The sequence below is a fragment of the Micromonospora sagamiensis genome, from assembly GCF_014680085.1.
Classification (GTDB): Bacteria; Actinomycetota; Actinomycetes; order Mycobacteriales; family Micromonosporaceae; genus Micromonospora; species Micromonospora inyonensis.
In genome coordinates this window covers 6,067,174-6,083,158 of sequence record NZ_AP023438.1, presented here as the reverse complement: position 1 = coordinate 6,083,158, position 15,985 = coordinate 6,067,174, and the positions used below count along the sequence as shown (strand labels likewise).

Genomic DNA, 15,985 nt, shown 5'->3' with positions numbered 1-15,985 from the left:
CGCTGCTGCGGATGTCCGGGGTGGACTTCGCCTACCAGCCCCGCCAGCCCGTGTTCACCGGCGTCGACCTGGCCGTCCTGCCCGGTCAGCGGCTGGCCGTCGTGGGTCCCAACGGCGGTGGGAAGACCACCCTGTTCCGGCTGGCGGTCGGCGCGCTGGCCCCGGACACCGGCCGCATCGAGGTGGCCGGAAAGCCGGTCCGGCGTAACCGGGCGGGCCTGCTGGACCTGCGACAGCGCGTGCAACTGGTGCTTCAGGACCCCGACGACCAGTTGTTCTCCGCCAGCGTCCGGCAGGACGTCTCCTTCGGACCGGTGAACCTCGGGCTTAGCCCCGAGCAGGTACGGCAGCGCTGCGACGAGGCGTTGGCCGCCCTGCAGATCACCGCGCTGGCGGACCGCCCCACCCACCTGCTCTCCTACGGCCAGCGCAAGCGGGTGGCCATCGCCGGGGCGGTGGCGCTCCGCCCGGAGCTGCTGATCCTCGACGAGCCGACCGCCGGACTCGACCCCGCGGGCGTGGAGACGCTGCTGCGCACCCTCGACGACCTGCACGCCGCCGGGACCACCATCATGGTCTCCACCCACGACGTCGACCTGGCGTTCCGGTGGGCGGACGAGGTGGTGGTCGTGGCCGACGGCGGCGTACGCCGGGTGCCCACCACCGAGGCGCTGGCCGACCCGGACCTGCTCGCGGCGGCCCGGCTGACGCCCGCCTGGGCTCCTCTGGTGCACCGGCTGATCGACCGGTTGCCCCACCTGTCCGGAGCCCGGCCCCGCTCCGCCGCCGAACTGGCGGCCCTGCTGACGACCACCGAGGAGGAACCCGCATGACCGTCACGACGGCGAGGTGGCGGCTGCTGATCCTCGGCGGCACGGCCGAGGCCCGCGCCCTCGCGGCGGCGGTCACCACCCGCTCCGACGTCTCGGTCGTCTCGTCGCTGGCCGGTCGGGTGGCCGATCCCCGGCTGCCGGTCGGTGAGGTGCGCATCGGCGGGTTCGGCGGCGCGACCGGCCTGGCCCGGTGGCTGACCGAACACCGGATCGACGCGGTGGTGGACGCCACCCACCCCTACGCGGCCCGGATGCGGGTCTCGGGCATCGACGCTGCCGCCACGGCCGGTGTGCCGCACCTGCGGTTGGAGCGGCCGGGCTGGACGGCACAGCCGGCCGACCGCTGGCACCGGGTCGCCGACCTGGCCGCCGCCGTCGCGGCGCTGCCGACGCTGGGTCGGCGGGTGCTGCTGACCACCGGCCGGCAGAGCCTGGCGACGTTCACGCCCCTGACCGACCTGTGGTTCCTCGCCCGGGTGGTCGACGCCCCGGACGGCCCGCTGCCGGCGCACGTGCGCCTGCTGCGCAGCCGAGGCCCGTACACGGTGGACGGGGAGACCGCGCTGATCCGCGAACACGACATCGACGTGGTCGTCACCAAGGACAGCGGCGGCGCGCTCACCGAGGCGAAGCTGACCGCCGCCCGTCACCTGGGCCTGCCGGTGCTGATGGTCGACCGGCCGGCACCGGCCCACCCGCCCGCGACGGTGACCACGGTCGACGACGCGGTGCGCTGGCTGGACCTACACCTGCCGGCTGGGTGACCCCCACCAATCCGAGGCTTCGTGGCTGGCCGAGGTGTGATCCGCTCGGCGTGTCGTACATCTGAGCTGCCACAGCCCCGTGCGGTAACCGACAACCCGGTCGACGTTCAAAGACGAGGCACCAGAAACTGCCGCGTACGTCCGGCGCGGCCCGGGTGGTCGCTGAGCTGCGTCCACCCGGGCCGTGCCGCCGTGTCAGGCCGGGTAGGTGCGCGGCGTCCAGACCACCACCGAGTCGTCCCCCCGGGTGCTGACCTGGGTGGTGGACGATCCGATGATCAGCAGACACTTCATGTCGACCGTCTCCGGGTCGAGGTCGCCCAGCGACACCACGGTGAGCTTCTCCCCCGGGCGGCCCACGTCCCGCGCGACGACCACCGGGGTCTTCGGGTCGCGGTGGCGCAGCAGGACGTCCTTGGCCGCGCCCACCTGCCAGCGGCGGCTGGCCGAGGCCGGGTTGTAGAGGGCGAGCACCAGGTCCGCCGCCGAGGCGGCGGCGAGGCGGGACTCGATGACCGGCCACGGCTTGAGCCGGTCGGAGAGGGACATCACCGCGAAGTCGTGCCCGAGCGGCGCGCCGATGCGGCTCGCGGCGGCCTGGGCGGCGGTCAGGCCGGGCAGGACCCGCACCGGCACCCCGGCGAACCGGGGCTGGCCGGTGGCCACCTCGTAGACGGCGCTGGCCATCGCGAACACGCCCGGGTCGCCGGAGGAGACGACCACCACCCGGGCTCCGTCGAGCGCCAGTTCGAGGGCGTGCGCGGCCCGTTCGGTCTCCACCTGGTTGCCGGAGGTGTGCCGCTGCTGTCCGGGGCGGACCGGCACCCGGTCGACGTACGGGCCGTAGCCGACGAGGTGTTCGGCCTCGCGCAGCGCCCGGGCCACCTCCGGGGTGAGCCAGCGGGGTCCGGCCGGGCCGAGGCCGACCACGGTGACCTCACCCCGGCCGGTGGCCGGGGCCGGGGCGGGCAGGTCGTCGCGGGCCGCCGCGCTGGTGGGGCTGGGCAGCATCGCCAGCGAGAAGTACGGCACCTCGTCGGCGGGGACCTCGGCCAGCGGGGCGTGCCGGCTCCGCGACGAGGTGGCCCGCTCGACGTACCAGGCCTCCGGCAGGCGTCCGGCGTCGTCGAGGGCGGCACGGACGTTGTCGAAGGTGCGGCCGAGCTTGAGCACGGCGGCGGCGTCGGTGTCGGCGAGGCGGCGGGACAGTTCCTCCGCCGGCAGGGTGCCGGGCAGGATGGTCAGCACCTCGTCCCGTTCCACGAGGGGGCGACCGAGGACGGCCGACGCGGCGCTGACCGAGGTCACGCCCGGCACCACCTCGGCCGGGAACCGGTGGGCGAGGCGCTCGTGCAGGTACATGTAGGAGCCGTAGAACATCGGGTCACCGGCGCAGAGGACCACGACGGTGCGCCCGGCGGCGAGGTGGACGGCGAGCCGTTCGGCGCTGTCGTCGTAGAACTGCCGGATGACGCCCTCGTACCCGCCCGGGTCGTCGGTGTCCTCCGTGGTCACCGGGTAGACCAGCGGTTCCTCCACGTGGTGCTCGCGCAGCAGGCCCTCGGCGATCGAGCGGGCGATGCTGCGCCCGTGCCGGGCGGAGTAGTAGGCGACCACGTCGGCCTCGGCGATCAGCCGGGCCGCCTTGACGGTCAGCAGCTCGGGATCACCGGGGCCGACACCGACGCCGTAGAGCCTGCCGGTTGGGGACACGTTCACTCCACCTCGTTAGCGATGCCGTTGACAGCCGCGGCGGTGACCGCGCTGCCGCCCCTGCGACCGTGCACGACCAGGTACGGGATCCCCGCCGGGTGTGCCGCGAGGGCCTGTTTGGACTCGACGGCCCCGATGAAGCCGACCGGCACCCCGACGATCGCGGCGGGCCGGCCCGCGCCCTCGTCGATCATCTCCAGCAGCCGGAACAGGGCGGTCGGGGCGTTGCCGATGGCGACGACCGCGCCGTCGAGCCGGTCCCGCCACAGCTCCATGGCGGCGGCGCTGCGGGTGGTGCCGAGCTTCCGGGCCAGGTCCGGCACCGCCGGGTCGCGCAGGGTGCAGACCACCTCGTTGTCGACCGGCAGCCGGGCCCGGGTGACCCCGGCGGCGACCATGGCCGCGTCGCAGAGGATCGGCGCGCCGGCCGCCAGGGCGGCCCGGCCGGCGGAGACCACGTCCGGATGGGCCGCCACGTCGTCGACGAGATCGACCATTCCGCAGGCGTGGATCATCCGGACGACGACCTGGGCGACGTCACCGGGCAGCCGGGACAGGTCGGCCTCGGCCCGGATGGTGGCGAAGGACCGCCGGTAGATCTCGGCGCCCTCGCGGACGTAGTCGTAGCTCACTGTGCTCCCCGTGCCTGTGCCAGTCGGACGCCGATCGGCCCGTGGTGTTCCCCTGCCGGGCCCGCGACACGGTATCCCGAGCCGGTGGCCACCGCCAGAGCCGCCGGGCCCGCCGGCCGTCCGCAGCACCGGTCACAGCCGGCCCAGTGCAGCGGCAACGCCTCCGGGGTACGCGGGCCGGCGGCGGCCAGGGCGGCGGTGGCGTCGGCGCGGACGTCGGCGAGGGACTTCTCACAGCCCGGCCGGCCGGTGCAGGAGGTCACGCCGACCCACGGTGAGGCGGGATCGACGACCAGTCCGGCGGTGGCCAGCGTGGACACCGCCGTGGGCTCGGCGGACGTGACGACCACGGTGCGCCAGGGGGTCACCACCAGCGTGGACGCGACGGCGGCGAGCGTGTCGGCCTGGTCGGCGGTGAGCCGGCCGAGCGGCGCGGCGACGACCGTGAAGCCCGCGGGGTGGACGCCGACCGTGGGCGGGAGGCCACGGGGTGGCTCCACCGGCGTGGCCTGCGGGCCGTCCAGCGCGGCGGCGATCGCGGCCGGGGCGTCCGGCAGGTCGGCGATCCGCCACAGCCCGGTACGTCCGGCGCAGAGCCGCAGGAACACCCGGGCGGCGGTGACGATCGCGGCGGGCACGTCGGTGGTCACCCGGATGCCGACGTCAGTGCCGCTGACCAGGAGCGCGCCGGTTCCGGCCGTCCAGCAGAGATCCGCGCCGAGGCCGGTGAGGTCGCCCCGGCCGTCGTCGAGGGCGATCAGGAACCGGCCACTGAGTCCGGCGAGGTCTCCGGCGGCGCAGAGCGCGGCGTCCACCGCGCCCACCAGCGGGCGTACGTCGACGCGGCCGGTGGCGTCCAGGCCACTCAACGGCGAGGCGACGATGTTGCGGACCCGCTCGTGGGTGGCGCTGGGCAGCAGGCCCACCCCGACCAGGGCGGACGCGATGCGGTCGACGCCGGCCGGGTCGGTGATGCCCCGCACCTGCACGTTGCCCCGGGAGGTCAGCTCCAGCGTGCCGTCGCCGTCGCGGCGCGCCGCCGTGGCCAGACACCGCACCTGCGCGGGGTCGAGCCGACCTCCGGGGATCCGGACGCGGACCAGTGCCCCGTCGGCGGCCTGGTGGGCGCGGAGCGCTCCCGGGCAGCGGTCGTCGGCGGGACGACGGGACGGGGAGGAGACATCGGGCACCTCGTCATCGTAGAGTCGTGGTTCTGGGCGCGGATCCGCGCCGAGATCAGCATCACGCGGTCGGCGCGGAGGAACCCGGTGCGAGTCCGGGGCGGTCCCGCCACTGTCACCGGATCGGCGTCCCCGCCGGACCGGGAGCCAGACACTTCGGCTGGCCGCGAGCGACGACCACGGGCGCGGACCCGGGGAGGAGTCAGCCATGCCTGGCCGAGTTACGTCATGATCCTGCTCTTGTCCACCTCGGACACCGACCTGCTGAGCGCGCGGGCCAGTTCGGCGGACTACCGCCTGGCCAACCCGGCCCGGCTCGGCGACGATCCGGCCGAGCTGACCACCCTGCTCGACGGTGTCGACCTGGTGGTCGTCCGGATCCTCGGCGGTTACCGGATGTGGCAGCAGGGCCTGGACACCCTGCTCGCCGGGAACGTCCCGGTCGTGGCGCTCGGCGGCGAGGCGCTGCCCGACGCGGACCTGATGGCGCGCTCCACCGTGCCCCGGGGCATCGCCACCGAGGCGCACGCCTACCTGGCCCAGGGCGGGCCGGACAATCTCCGCGAGCTGCACGCCTTCCTCAGCGACACGGTGCTGCTCACCGGGCAGGGCTTCGCGCCACCGGCCGAGCAGCCCACGTGGGGGCTGCTGGAGCGGACGGGCCGGCAGGTCGACGGGCCGACCGTGGCCGTCCTCTTCTACCGGGCACACCAGCTCAGCGGGAACACCGCCTTCGTCGAGGGGCTCTGCGCGGCGATCGAGGACGCCGGCGGGGTGCCGTTGCCGGTGTACTGCGCGAGCCTGCGTACCGCCGATGCCGAGCTGCTGCGCACCCTCGGCCGGGCGGACGCGCTGCTGGTCACCGTGCTCGCCGCCGGTGGCACCCGGCCGGCGGAGGCGTCCGCCGGTGGCGACGACGACGCCTGGGACGTCGGCGCGCTGGCCGCGCTGGACGTGCCGATCATCCAGGCGCTCGCGCTGACCAGCGACCGCCGGACGTGGGCGGACAGCGACGACGGGCTGAGCCCGCTGGACGCCGCCACCCAGGTCGCGGTGCCGGAGTTCGACGGACGCCTGATCACCGTCCCGTTCTCGTTCAAGGAGACCGACGCCGACGGGCTGCCGCACTACGTGGCCGACCCGGAGCGGGCCCGGCGGGTGGCCGGCATCGCCGTGCGCCACGCCCGGCTGCGGCACGTTCCCCCGGCGCAGCGGCGGATCGCGGTCGTGCTCTCGGCGTACCCGACCAAGCACGCGCGGGTCGGCAACGCGGTCGGCCTGGACACCCCGGCCAGTGCGGTCCGTCTGCTGCGCGAGCTGCGGGACGCCGGCTACGACGTCGGCCCGATCGACGGTCCGGAGGCCCTGCCCGGCCTGGTGCCCGGCGGGGACGGCGACGACGCCGACGGCGACCGCTTCATCCACGCCCTGATCGCCGCCGGTGGGCAGGATCCGGAGTGGCTCACCGAGGAGAAGCTGGCCGGCAACCCGGTGCGGGTGCCGGCGGCCACCTACCGCCGCTGGTTCGACGCGCTCCCCGACGACCTGCGGGAGGCGATGACCGAGCACTGGGGGCCGGCCCCGGGCGAGCTGTTCGTCGACCGGTCGTCCAACGCCGACGGGGACATCGTGCTGGCCGGCCTGCGCGCCGGGAACGTGCTGCTGATGATCCAGCCGCCGCGTGGGTTCGGCGAGAACCCGGTGGCGATCTACCACGACCCGGACCTGCCGCCCACGCACCACTATCTCGCCGCCTACCGTTGGCTGGACGAGGAGTTCGGCGCGCACGCCGTGGTGCACCTGGGCAAGCACGGCTCGCTGGAGTGGCTGCCCGGCAAGAACGTCGGCCTCTCCGCCTCCTGCGGCCCGGACGCGGTCCTCGGCGAACTGCCGCTGATCTACCCGTTCCTGGTCAACGACCCGGGCGAGGGCGCGCAGGCGAAGCGCCGGGCGCACGCCACCATCGTCGACCACCTCGTCCCGCCGATGGCCCGGGCGGAGAGCTACGGCGACATCGCCCGACTGGAGCAGCTGCTCGACGAGTACGCGAACATCTCCACCATGGACCCGGCGAAGCTGCCGGCGATCCGCCAGCAGATCTGGACGCTCATCCAGGCCGCCCGCCTCGACCACGACCTCGGGCTGGAGCAGCGCCCGCACGACGCCGAGTTCGACGAGTTCCTGCTGCACGTCGACGGCTGGCTCTGCGAGATCAAGGACGCCCAGATCCGCGACGGCCTGCACGTGCTCGGGCAGGCGCCGACCGGTGAGGCGCGGGTCAACCTGATCCTGGCGATCCTGCGTGCCCGGCAGGTTTTCGGCGGGCAGGTCGGCGCGGTGCCGGGCCTGCGGACCGCGCTCGGGCTGGACGAGACGGCTGCGGAGCAGACCGCCGAGGTGGACCGGGTCGAAGCGGTCGCGCGGCGGCTCGCCGAGGCGATGGAGCGGCACGGCTGGGCGGCGGAGGCCGTGGCCGGTGTCTGCACCGAGGTGCTCGGCGACGACGCTCCGCACGCCGACGCCGTCCGGACGGTGCTGACGTTCGCCGCGACCGAGGTCGCGCCCCGGCTGGCGGGCACCACCGGCGAGATCGACGCGGTGCTGCACGCCCTCGACGGCGGGTACGTCCCGGCCGGGCCGAGCGGCTCCCCGCTGCGTGGCCTGGTCAACGTGCTGCCGACCGGCCGCAACTTCTACACCGTCGACCCGAAGGCGATCCCGAGCCGGCTGGCCTGGGAGACCGGGCAGGCGATGGCCACCTCGCTGGCCGAGCGGTACCGCCGGGACACCGGCGAGTGGCCCCGGTCGGTGGGGCTGTCGGTGTGGGGCACCTCCGCGATGCGCACCGCCGGTGACGACATCGCCGAGGTGCTGGCGCTGATCGGCGTGCAGCCGACCTGGGACGAGATGTCCCGGCGGGTCACCGGCTTCGAGGTCGTCCCGCTGGCTGACCTGGGCCGGCCACGCATCGACGTGACCGTGCGCATCAGCGGCTTCTTCCGGGACGCCTTCCCGCACGTGGTGCTGCTGCTCGACGACGCGATCCGGGCGGTCGCCGCGCTCGACGAGTCGGAGGAGGAGAACTACCTCGCCGCGCACGCCCGCGCCGACCTCGGGGAGCACGGCGACGAGCGGCGGGCCACCACCCGCATCTTCGGCTCCCAGCCCGGGGCGTACGGGGCGGGGCTGCTGCCGCTGATCGACAGCGGCAACTGGCGCGACGACGCCGACCTGGCCGAGGTGTACACCGTCTGGGGTGGCTTCGCCTACGGTCGCGGCCTGGAGGGCCGACCGGCCCGGCAGGACATGGAGTCGGCGTACCGGCGGATCGCGGTGGCGGCGAAGAACACCGACACCCGCGAGCACGACATCGCCGACTCCGACGACTACTTCCAGTACCACGGCGGCATGATCGCCACGGTACGCGCGCTGACCGGCCAGGCGCCGCGCGCGTACATCGGCGACAGCACCACGCCGGACGCGGTGCGGACCCGGTCGCTGACCGAGGAGACCGCGCGGGTGTTCCGGGCCCGGGTGGTCAACCCGCGCTGGATGGCGGCGATGCGCCGGCACGGGTACAAGGGCGCGTTCGAGATGGCCGCGACGGTGGACTACCTGTTCGGCTACGACGCGACCGCCGGAGTGGTCACCGACTGGATGTACGAGCAGCTCGCCCAGAGCTACGTCCTGGACCCGGAGAACCAGCGCTTCCTGCGCCGGTCGAACCCGTGGGCGCTGCGCGGCATCGTCGAGCGGCTCACCGAGGCCGCCGACCGGGGGCTGTGGGCCAAGCCGGACCCGGAGCTGATGGACGCGCTGCGCCAGGCGTACCTGGAGGTCGAGGGCGACCTGGAGGACGGGAACTGACCTGGGTCGTCGTCCCGCCCGGGGCGGGACGGTGGCCCAGCGCCGCAGGTGACGACGGGTGCCGGGGACGACCGCAGAGGACTGCGGTCGTCCCCGGCATCACTCAGCAGGTGGTGTTGCGCCGTGGAACCCAGCCGTCGATGTCCGGGTACTCGGCACCGTGGCCATAGATCCAGACGTCGTCGTCCTCGGCCCAGCCGTGCCAGTGGTACCGGAACCCGCGCCCGGCGGTCAGGGTCCGCAGCACCGTGCCGTGCGGCGCGGTACGCAGCCAGGTGTTCTCCGTCAACGTGCAGACGGCACCGGGCGCGTCGCTCGCCGAGGCCGGTGCGGCCACCACGGCCGAGCCGGCGAGAACGACGGTCACGGCCGTCGTGATGTGCAGAAGTGAACGCTTCACTCGTGTCCCTTTCCTCAGCAGGTGGTGTTGCCGGCCGGAACCCAGCCGTCGATGTCCGGGTACTCGGCACCATGGCCGTAGATCCAGTCGGTGCCGTCGGACCAGCCCTGGCCGTGGTAGCGGAACCCGCGCCCGGCCGTCAGGGTGAGCAGCACCGTGCCGTGCGGCGCGGTACGCAACCAGGTGTTCTCCTTCAGGGTGCAGACGGTGCCGGGCGCGTCGCTCGCCGAGGCCGGTGCGGTCGCCACGGCCGAGCCGGCGAGAACGACGGTCAAGGCCGTCATGGTGTGCAGGAGTCGGCGCTTCACTCGTGTCCTTCCATCGTGGTCGTACGCGACTCCGATTGTGATCAACCTGCGCGCCGGCCGGTATGGGAAGCCCTCCCCGGCCACCGCGCGGCCCGGACGAGCGGCATCCCGCACCGCGGCACCTCCTCCTGTGCCGGCCGGTCGAAGGACGGAGCCAAATTCCCTGGCCGGCAGACCCGCGGGTCGCCGATGATTGCTGCCATGGCCACGATCCGCCGAGCCGACACCTCCGTCGGACGGCACACCGTCGGGCGGCGCCCCCGCGTGAGCTACCCCGACGTCAGTGGGCCCGACGTCAGTGGGCCCGATGCCACGCTCCTGGCGACGGCCCGCGCCCTGGCGAAGGTCGACGACGCCGTGGCCGTGGTGCTCGTCGAGGGCATCAGCGACCAGATCGCCCTGGAGACCGCCGCCGTGGGCCGGGGCCGGGATCTCGGGGCGGAGCGGATCGTGATCGTGCCGATCGGCGGGGCGCACGCGATCGGCCGCTTCCTGACCATGCTGGGGCCTTTGCAGGTGCGACTCGCCGGCCTGTGCGACCTGCGTGAGGAGGAGCTGTTCCGGCGCGGCCTCGCCGCCCGGACCGGTTCGACCCCCACCCGCACCGACCTGGAAGCCCTCGGGTTCCACGTCTGCGTCGACGATCTGGAGGACGAGCTGATCCGCGCCGTGGGCACCGTGGAGGTCGAAGCGCTCTTCGAGTCGCAGGGCGACCTCGGGTCGTTCCGCTCGATGCGGAACCAGCCGGCCTGGCGTGGCCGACGGCCGGAAGCGCAGATGCGGCGGTTCCTGGGCAGTGGCTCGCGCCGCAAGCTGCGTTACGCACGGTTGCTCGTCGAGGCGGCAGTCGTCCGGGATACCCTGCCTCGGCCGCTCGACGCGCTGCTCACCGCCCTCTGACTCGCCGAAGGTCAGACCCTCGGCCGTCGTCGTGGCTCGGTCGTCTCCCCGGGTCCGGGGCCCGATCCGGTCGCCGCTGCGTCGAGTGCCGGTGCGAGCGGCAGCAACGCGGTCCGCACAAGGTCCGGCAGCGACCCGGACGGCACGACGAAACCAGGCATCGACGGCGTCACGTTCGCGGACTGCAACCACTGCCGAAGCGCGACCCTGGCGGCCGCGCCGACGCTGCCGGACAGCACCTGGGCGGTCAGGCGGTCCATGGCCGGGCAGCGTCCGGTGATGGCTTCGGCGAGCGGTCCCTCGATCGCGGTGACGGTGTCGACGTAGCAGGCGCGCAGAGCGGAACTGCTCGTGATCATCAGCAGCGCGTCACGCGCATGGTCCCCCGGGTCGGTGTACTGCCCGACGACGGCGTCGACGACGGCGTCGGCGAGGCTGACACCGGCGGGACGGCCGAGCACGGCTGCCGCGACGTGTGACGCGCGCTCCGCGGTGACCGCCGCGATGATCGCCTGCTCGCGGCTGGAGAAGTAGTTGTTGTACGTCCTCGGCGACACGCCTGCGGCCTCGGCGATGTCGTCGACACGGACGTTCTCCGGCCCGCGCTCCAGCGCGAGGCGCAGCGCCGCCGCCTGGAGCGCCTCCCTGGTGGCCTGCTTCTTCCGTTCCCGCAACGTGGGCCGACCCGCTGTCACGCCCTCACCATCGCACACTCCATGCGGAGACGCAAACTTGCGCGCACGCAAGAATTCGGTAGCGTTGCCGCCTACCTGACCCCGACCGGAAGGACCACGACATGCGCGTCAAGGGGATGACCTACGACACCGGCTTCGTCCGTGACGGCCGCAACTCGGTGGAGCGCTTCGACCCCGAACGGGTTCGGCGGGAGCTGACCATCATCCGCGACGACCTGCACTGCGATGGCGTCCAGATCATCGGTGGGGACCCGCAGCGCCTGGAGATCGCCGCCCGTGTCGCCGCCGACCTCGGACTGGAGATCTGGTTCTCGCCGTACCCGCTGGACCTGTCGACCGACCAGGTCCTCGCCCTGTTCCTCGACTGCGCCGAGCGTGCCGAGCGACTACGTACGGCGGGGGCCGAGGTCGTGTTCGTCACCGGCGTCGAGCTGAGCATCATGAACCGGGGATTCGTCGACGGCGACCGTATCGACGAACGCCTCAGCCGCCTGTTGGGCGACCCGGACGGCCGCATCGAGCGGATCGCCGAGGTCCGCTCCCGTCTCGACGAGTTCCTCCGCACCGCCGTGGCAGCCGTCCGCGAACGATTCCGCGGAAAGGTCACCTACGCCGCCATACCGTTCGAGGGTGTCGACTGGGACCTGTTCGACTTCGTGACCCTCGAACTCATCCGGTCGGCGGAGGTCGCCGACCGGTTCCGCGACGGGGTGCGCGGTCTCGTCGCCCAACCCCGACCGGTCGCCGTCACCGGTTTCGGCACCGCGACCTGGCGCGGGGCGGGCGACGTCGCACCACGCAGCATGGAGATCCTCGAGTACGACGAGGCCACCGGCGATCCACTGCGACTGGACGGGCACTACGAGCGGGACGAGGCCGGCCAGGCGGCGTACCTCGGCGAACTGCTCGACATCTTCGACAGCGAGGGCGTCGACAGCGCCTTCGTGTTCCTCTTCGCGCTCGAAAGCCTGCCCCACCGCCCCGACGGCGATCCCCGCGACGACCTCGACCTTGCCAGCCTCGGAATCGTCAAGGTGCTCGACGGCGGCAGCGGCGACACCTACCCCGACCTGCCCTGGGAACCCAAGGCCGCCTTCGCCACGGTCGCCGAACGCTACGCCGGCTGACCCGCGCCGACGGCGCCCGGCCCAGCGCCGGCGCCCACCGGCTCACCGGCGGCCGACGCCAGGGCGGGTGCCGCCGCTGCTCAGCAGGTGGACGACCGGAAGCGTCGCGGCACCGAGGGACACCGCGTCCGGGCCCAACCGGCACAGTTCGATGGTGGTCTGCGCGTACGGGTGACGCAGCGCGTGGGCGGCCGCCACGGCGCGGATCTCCGGCAGCAGCCGGTTACCCAGGGCCAGTCCCGCCCAGCCGCCGAGCACGATCCGCTCGGGATTGAACAGGTTGATCAGATTCGCGATGCCGGCACCCAGGTAACCGGCGGTCTCGTGGAGCACGTCCGCCGCGACCGCCGAGGTGTCGGCCGCCGTGAGCAGGGCTGCGATCTCCGACTCCTCGTCGACGGCGGAGGTACCGGGTCCGCCCCGGGCCCGGTACCAGCGGTCCAGCACTCCCCCGGCCCCCACGTACGCCTCCAGGCAGCCCCGGGCACCGCACCGGCAGGCCCGGCCACCGTAGACGATGGTGGTGTGCCCCCACTCGCCGGCGCTGCTGCTGGCTCCCCGGTAGCTGACGCCGTTGGTCATGACGGCGGCGCCCACACCGGACCCGATCAACGCGACCACCGCGTGCCGGACGGTGCGGTCGGTGCCGAACCACAACTCGGCCTGACCCAGCGTCTTGGCGCCGTTGTCGATGTGGATCCGGGCCCCGACGCCGTCGCGCAGCATGGCCTCCAGCGGTACGACCGTCCAGCCGAAGGTCTGCGCGTGCACGACCGCCTCGCGGCCCTGCTCCACCACCCCCGGCACACCGATGCCGACGCCGAACAGCGACCGTCGGCTCACCCCGGTGGCCTCGACCACCTGATCCAGCCCGGCGAGGATGTGCCGCACGATCGGTTCGGGGTCGCGACCACGCGGGTCCTGCGGATCGAGCGGGAAGTCCGCCTTGGCCAGCGGCCCCATGGACAGGTCGAAGAGTTCGACCCGCACCCGGGTCTCCCCGACGTCCACCCCCACCAGGTAGCCGTACGTCGGCCGTACCCGGAGCAGGGTACGCGGGCGGCCACCGTCGGAGCCGACGGAACCCGCCTCCTCGATCAGGCCCTCCTCGCCCATCTGGCCGACGAGGCTGCTGACCGTGGCCCCGCTGAGCCCCGTACCGCCGACGAGATCCTGTTGGCTCAGCGGTCCGTCGAAGTAGAGCCGGGACAGCAGTACCGCGCGGTTGCGCCGTCGGATGTCTCGTACGGTCGCTCGCTTCGCGTCCACCTGTCGTGCTCTCCCTGCTGGGCGGCGGTGTCGCCCGGACTCCGGCCGGGGTGCCGGCCAGTGGATGCCCGCCGTCGCTGCTCCGGTCGCCACTCGGCGATGGTCGCCGGGGAGCCGGCCGGGCAGTGCCGGCTCCCCGGAGGGCGGACCGGGTCGCGCGCACCGGCCCGCCCGGGGTCCCGCCGCCGAGGAAGCGGCGGCACCCCCGCTGCTGCCACGCCGCTACGCGGGCACGGTCCACTTCTGGTTGGTGTCGCCCTGGCAGGTCCAGATCTGGAGGCGGGTGCCGTCGGCGGTGTTGCGGTCGGTCACGTCGAGGCACTTGTTCGCGTACGCGTTGACCAGCTCCCGGTTGGCGGTGTAGGTCCACTTCTGGGAGGAGCCGCCGTGGCAGTCCCACAGATGCGTCTGCGCGCCGTCGGCCGTGCTTGGCCCGGCCACGTCCAGACACTTGCCCAGGGCGCGGAGGGTGCCGTCGGTCGCTCGGGTCCACTGCTGGGCGGTGGTGCCGTTGCACGTGTACAGCTGCACCGCCGTGCCGTTCGCCGTCCCGGCGCCCGCGACGTCGACGCACTTGCCGGCCAGGCCGGTGATCTGGCCGGTGCCACCGGTCGGCGGCGGCGTCGTCGGACCGGACTGGCTGCCCGACCAGGTGAACGTCGCCGAGGTACGCGCCGGCAGGGTGTAGATGAACGACTGCCCGCCCCAGACCACGCGAACCGACTGGGCGGCGGTGCCACCGTTGTGGGCGATCAGGGCCTTGGAGCCGTCGGGGTTGACGTACGCGACGTTCTGCACCGTGCCGTTGTCGGTGGAGTCGATGCGGTGCGCGCCGGGCTTCACGAACTTGGTCAGGTGCCCCATCGTGTAGTACTCGACCGTGTAGTCCACCTGGCCGGCGCGGCTACCGCCCTCCTGCACGGTGACCAGGCCGGTGCAGGTGCCGCAGCCACCGTTGTGCGGTCCCATGTTCTGGTTGAGGGCCAGACTCCACTTCACCTCGGCGCTCGCCCAGTTCCGCGCGTGCTCGATGATGTCGCCCATGTCCTCGTTGTGCTGGTTGCCGATCCAGGTACCGCCGGAGTGCTCGGTGGCGAACTGCATCATCGACGGGTACTGCTGGCGCACCTGCGAGCCCACCGACGGGCTGCCGAAGTAGTCGTGCCAGGCGATCCCGGCCGACAGGGGGTCGTTACGCAGGGCGCTGTCGGCCACGATCTGGGAGCCGAAGCTGGCGTAGTCGCCGTAGTTCCAGTCGAAGTGCATCACCTTGGTGGTGATGCCGGCGGCCCGGAACGCCGGGTACAGGTGGTTCTTGGTGAACTCCACCAGGCCCGAGGGGTTCCACGACATGCCGGGGTAGTTCATCTCCTGCGGGTTGTCCGCCCGGCAGCAGTTCGGTTCGTTCTGCACCGACAGGTAGTCCACTCCGACGCCCGCCGCCTGGTACGACTGGATGTACCTGACCAGGTACTGGGCGTACAGCGGGTAGTACTCCCACTTGAGCCAGCCCATCTGGTCCATCCGGCCGTTGTCCTTCATCCACCCCGGCGCACTCCACGGCACGCCCTTGACCCGCAGCTGCGGGTTGAGCTGTTTCGCCTGCTGGGTCAGGATCCGCACGTCGGTGTCGTAGCCGTTGGCACCGAAGTCGTTGAGGTCGCAGCAGGTGTCGTCCAGCGACACGTGGCCCGGCCGGGACAGGTCCGAGGCCCCGATCGGGTTGCGCACGAACGACAGGCCGATGCCGTCGACCGGGTGGAACAGCTTGCGCATGACCGCGTCGCGGGTGGCGGCGCTGATCGGCCCGCCCCGGAACAGGTACGCCGTCGTGTCGGTGATCGACGCGCCGGCACCGACGAACTGCTGGTGCCGGACGTTGTCGTTGACCGTGATGGTGTGCGTGGCCGGAGCACTGCTCGGCGCGAAGGTGACGGAGGGCTGCTGCTGGAGACCGCGGGTCACCGTGCGGCCGCCGGAATCGGACGTGGTGGTCAGGTGGACACTGACCGACTCTCCGGCGGCCAGCGCCGACGACGCGCTGGTGATGGTGACCAGTGCCGCGGCCAAGGCGACCGTCAGGCCACCGGCCGTCAGCGCGGTACGACGGGCGCGGGACCGACGACCACCGGGCAGGCGGACGGATCGGAGCATCGGGTCCGCGCCGGACCGTGTGGGTGGTGGGCTCGCCGCTCTGGGCATGGGGGTGCTCCCTCGCTCGTGGGGTGGTCACGCCGGCCGGCTGCGCGGTGTCGGCCGTCGACGCGCGGCGTCAGACCCCGGTCGCACCCGGAGG

General features: G+C 73.3%; 13 protein-coding genes and 1 riboswitch. Of the genes, 5 read left to right on the top strand and 8 right to left on the bottom strand.

Annotated features, from left to right (window positions below):
* The first annotated feature begins 11 nt into the window (after window positions 1–11).
* Window positions 12–833 carry an energy-coupling factor ABC transporter ATP-binding protein gene (locus IGA62_RS26065; protein ID WP_145822001.1) on the top strand — a complete coding sequence of 274 codons (822 nt, stop codon included), beginning with the start codon at window positions 12–14 and terminating at the stop codon, window positions 831–833.
* A complete protein-coding gene (locus IGA62_RS26060; protein WP_145818408.1) occupies window positions 830–1,597 on the top strand; it encodes a cobalt-precorrin-6A reductase in 768 nt (255 codons plus the stop codon). The genes IGA62_RS26065 and IGA62_RS26060 overlap by 4 nt, the downstream gene beginning before the upstream one ends.
* A 195-nt stretch (window positions 1,598–1,792) precedes the next feature.
* Here IGA62_RS26060 and IGA62_RS26055 read toward each other — a convergent pair whose 3' ends face one another.
* From IGA62_RS26055 to IGA62_RS26045, 3 genes are read right to left on the bottom strand one after another with little or no spacing between them, the layout of a single operon-like run.
* On the bottom strand, window positions 1,793–3,316 hold the full coding sequence (locus IGA62_RS26055) for a precorrin-2 C(20)-methyltransferase (RefSeq protein ID WP_232624778.1): 1,524 nt from the start codon (window positions 3,314–3,316) through the stop codon (window positions 1,793–1,795).
* Window positions 3,313–3,942, bottom strand: coding sequence for a precorrin-8X methylmutase (locus IGA62_RS26050; protein ID WP_145818409.1), 630 nt, complete (start codon window positions 3,940–3,942; stop codon window positions 3,313–3,315). The genes IGA62_RS26055 and IGA62_RS26050 overlap by 4 nt, the downstream gene beginning before the upstream one ends.
* A complete protein-coding gene (locus tag IGA62_RS26045; protein ID WP_145818410.1) occupies window positions 3,939–5,132 on the bottom strand; it encodes a precorrin-3B synthase in 1,194 nt (397 codons plus the stop codon). Before IGA62_RS26045 ends, IGA62_RS26050 begins: the two co-directional genes overlap by 4 nt.
* A 69-nt stretch (window positions 5,133–5,201) precedes the next feature.
* A riboswitch (cobalamin riboswitch) is annotated at window positions 5,202–5,279 on the top strand.
* Window positions 5,280–5,351: 72 nt separating this feature from the next.
* On the opposite strand from IGA62_RS26045, the gene cobN reads away from it, so the two are divergent.
* Entirely contained in the window at window positions 5,352–8,990 is a 3,639-nt protein-coding gene (cobN, locus tag IGA62_RS26040; protein ID WP_145818411.1) for a cobaltochelatase subunit CobN, read from the top strand.
* A 103-nt stretch (window positions 8,991–9,093) separates the two neighbouring features.
* Here the strand turns inward: cobN and IGA62_RS26035 are convergent, their stop codons facing one another.
* Both IGA62_RS26035 and IGA62_RS26030 read right to left on the bottom strand, forming a co-directional pair.
* Window positions 9,094–9,390 carry a hypothetical protein gene (locus tag IGA62_RS26035; protein WP_145818412.1) on the bottom strand — a complete coding sequence of 99 codons (297 nt, stop codon included), beginning with the start codon at window positions 9,388–9,390 and terminating at the stop codon, window positions 9,094–9,096.
* Window positions 9,391–9,404: 14 nt separating this feature from the next.
* Window positions 9,405–9,665, bottom strand: coding sequence for a hypothetical protein (locus IGA62_RS26030; protein ID WP_145818413.1), 261 nt, complete (start codon window positions 9,663–9,665; stop codon window positions 9,405–9,407).
* Between the two features lie 234 nt (window positions 9,666–9,899).
* Between IGA62_RS26030 and IGA62_RS26025 the strand changes: the two genes are divergently transcribed.
* Window positions 9,900–10,598 (top strand): TOPRIM nucleotidyl transferase/hydrolase domain-containing protein, encoded by a 699-nt coding sequence (locus IGA62_RS26025; RefSeq protein ID WP_232624777.1) that lies wholly within the window; start codon window positions 9,900–9,902, stop codon window positions 10,596–10,598.
* A gap of 11 nt (window positions 10,599–10,609) precedes the next feature.
* On the opposite strand, the gene IGA62_RS26020 is transcribed toward IGA62_RS26025, so the two are convergent.
* Window positions 10,610–11,293 carry a TetR/AcrR family transcriptional regulator gene (locus IGA62_RS26020; protein ID WP_232624776.1) on the bottom strand — a complete coding sequence of 228 codons (684 nt, stop codon included), beginning with the start codon at window positions 11,291–11,293 and terminating at the stop codon, window positions 10,610–10,612.
* Window positions 11,294–11,394: 101 nt separating this feature from the next.
* Here IGA62_RS26020 and IGA62_RS26015 point away from each other — a divergent pair, with 101 nt between their 5' ends.
* The gene (locus IGA62_RS26015; protein ID WP_145818414.1) at window positions 11,395–12,420 is read left to right on the top strand and encodes a hypothetical protein; all 1,026 of its coding nucleotides are present in this window, start codon (window positions 11,395–11,397) and stop codon (window positions 12,418–12,420) included.
* 42 nt (window positions 12,421–12,462) lie between these two features.
* Here the strand turns inward: IGA62_RS26015 and IGA62_RS26010 are convergent, their stop codons facing one another.
* Together IGA62_RS26010 and IGA62_RS26005 are read right to left on the bottom strand one after the other, a co-directional pair.
* Window positions 12,463–13,689: an ROK family transcriptional regulator gene (locus IGA62_RS26010; protein WP_145818415.1), complete on the bottom strand. Its 1,227-nt coding sequence runs from the start codon at window positions 13,687–13,689 to the stop codon at window positions 12,463–12,465.
* A gap of 222 nt (window positions 13,690–13,911) precedes the next feature.
* Window positions 13,912–15,843, bottom strand: coding sequence for a ricin-type beta-trefoil lectin domain protein (locus tag IGA62_RS26005; RefSeq protein ID WP_145818416.1), 1,932 nt, complete (start codon window positions 15,841–15,843; stop codon window positions 13,912–13,914).
* Window positions 15,844–15,985: the final 142 nt, after the last annotated feature.

Bases quoted from the DNA above. Each gene is read 5' to 3' on its own strand.
- cobN (WP_145818411.1), top strand. From the start codon at position 5,352: ATGATCCTGCTCTTGTCCACCTCGGACACCGACCTGCTGAGCGCGCGG.
- IGA62_RS26015 (WP_145818414.1), top strand. From the start codon at position 11,395: ATGCGCGTCAAGGGGATGACCTACGACACCGGCTTCGTCCGTGACGGC.
- IGA62_RS26005 (WP_145818416.1), bottom strand. From the start codon at position 15,843: ATGCTCCGATCCGTCCGCCTGCCCGGTGGTCGTCGGTCCCGCGCCCGT.
- IGA62_RS26025 (WP_232624777.1), top strand. From the start codon at position 9,900: ATGGCCACGATCCGCCGAGCCGACACCTCCGTCGGACGGCACACCGTC.
- IGA62_RS26065 (WP_145822001.1), top strand. From the start codon at position 12: ATGTCCGGGGTGGACTTCGCCTACCAGCCCCGCCAGCCCGTGTTCACC.
- IGA62_RS26060 (WP_145818408.1), top strand. From the start codon at position 830: ATGACCGTCACGACGGCGAGGTGGCGGCTGCTGATCCTCGGCGGCACG.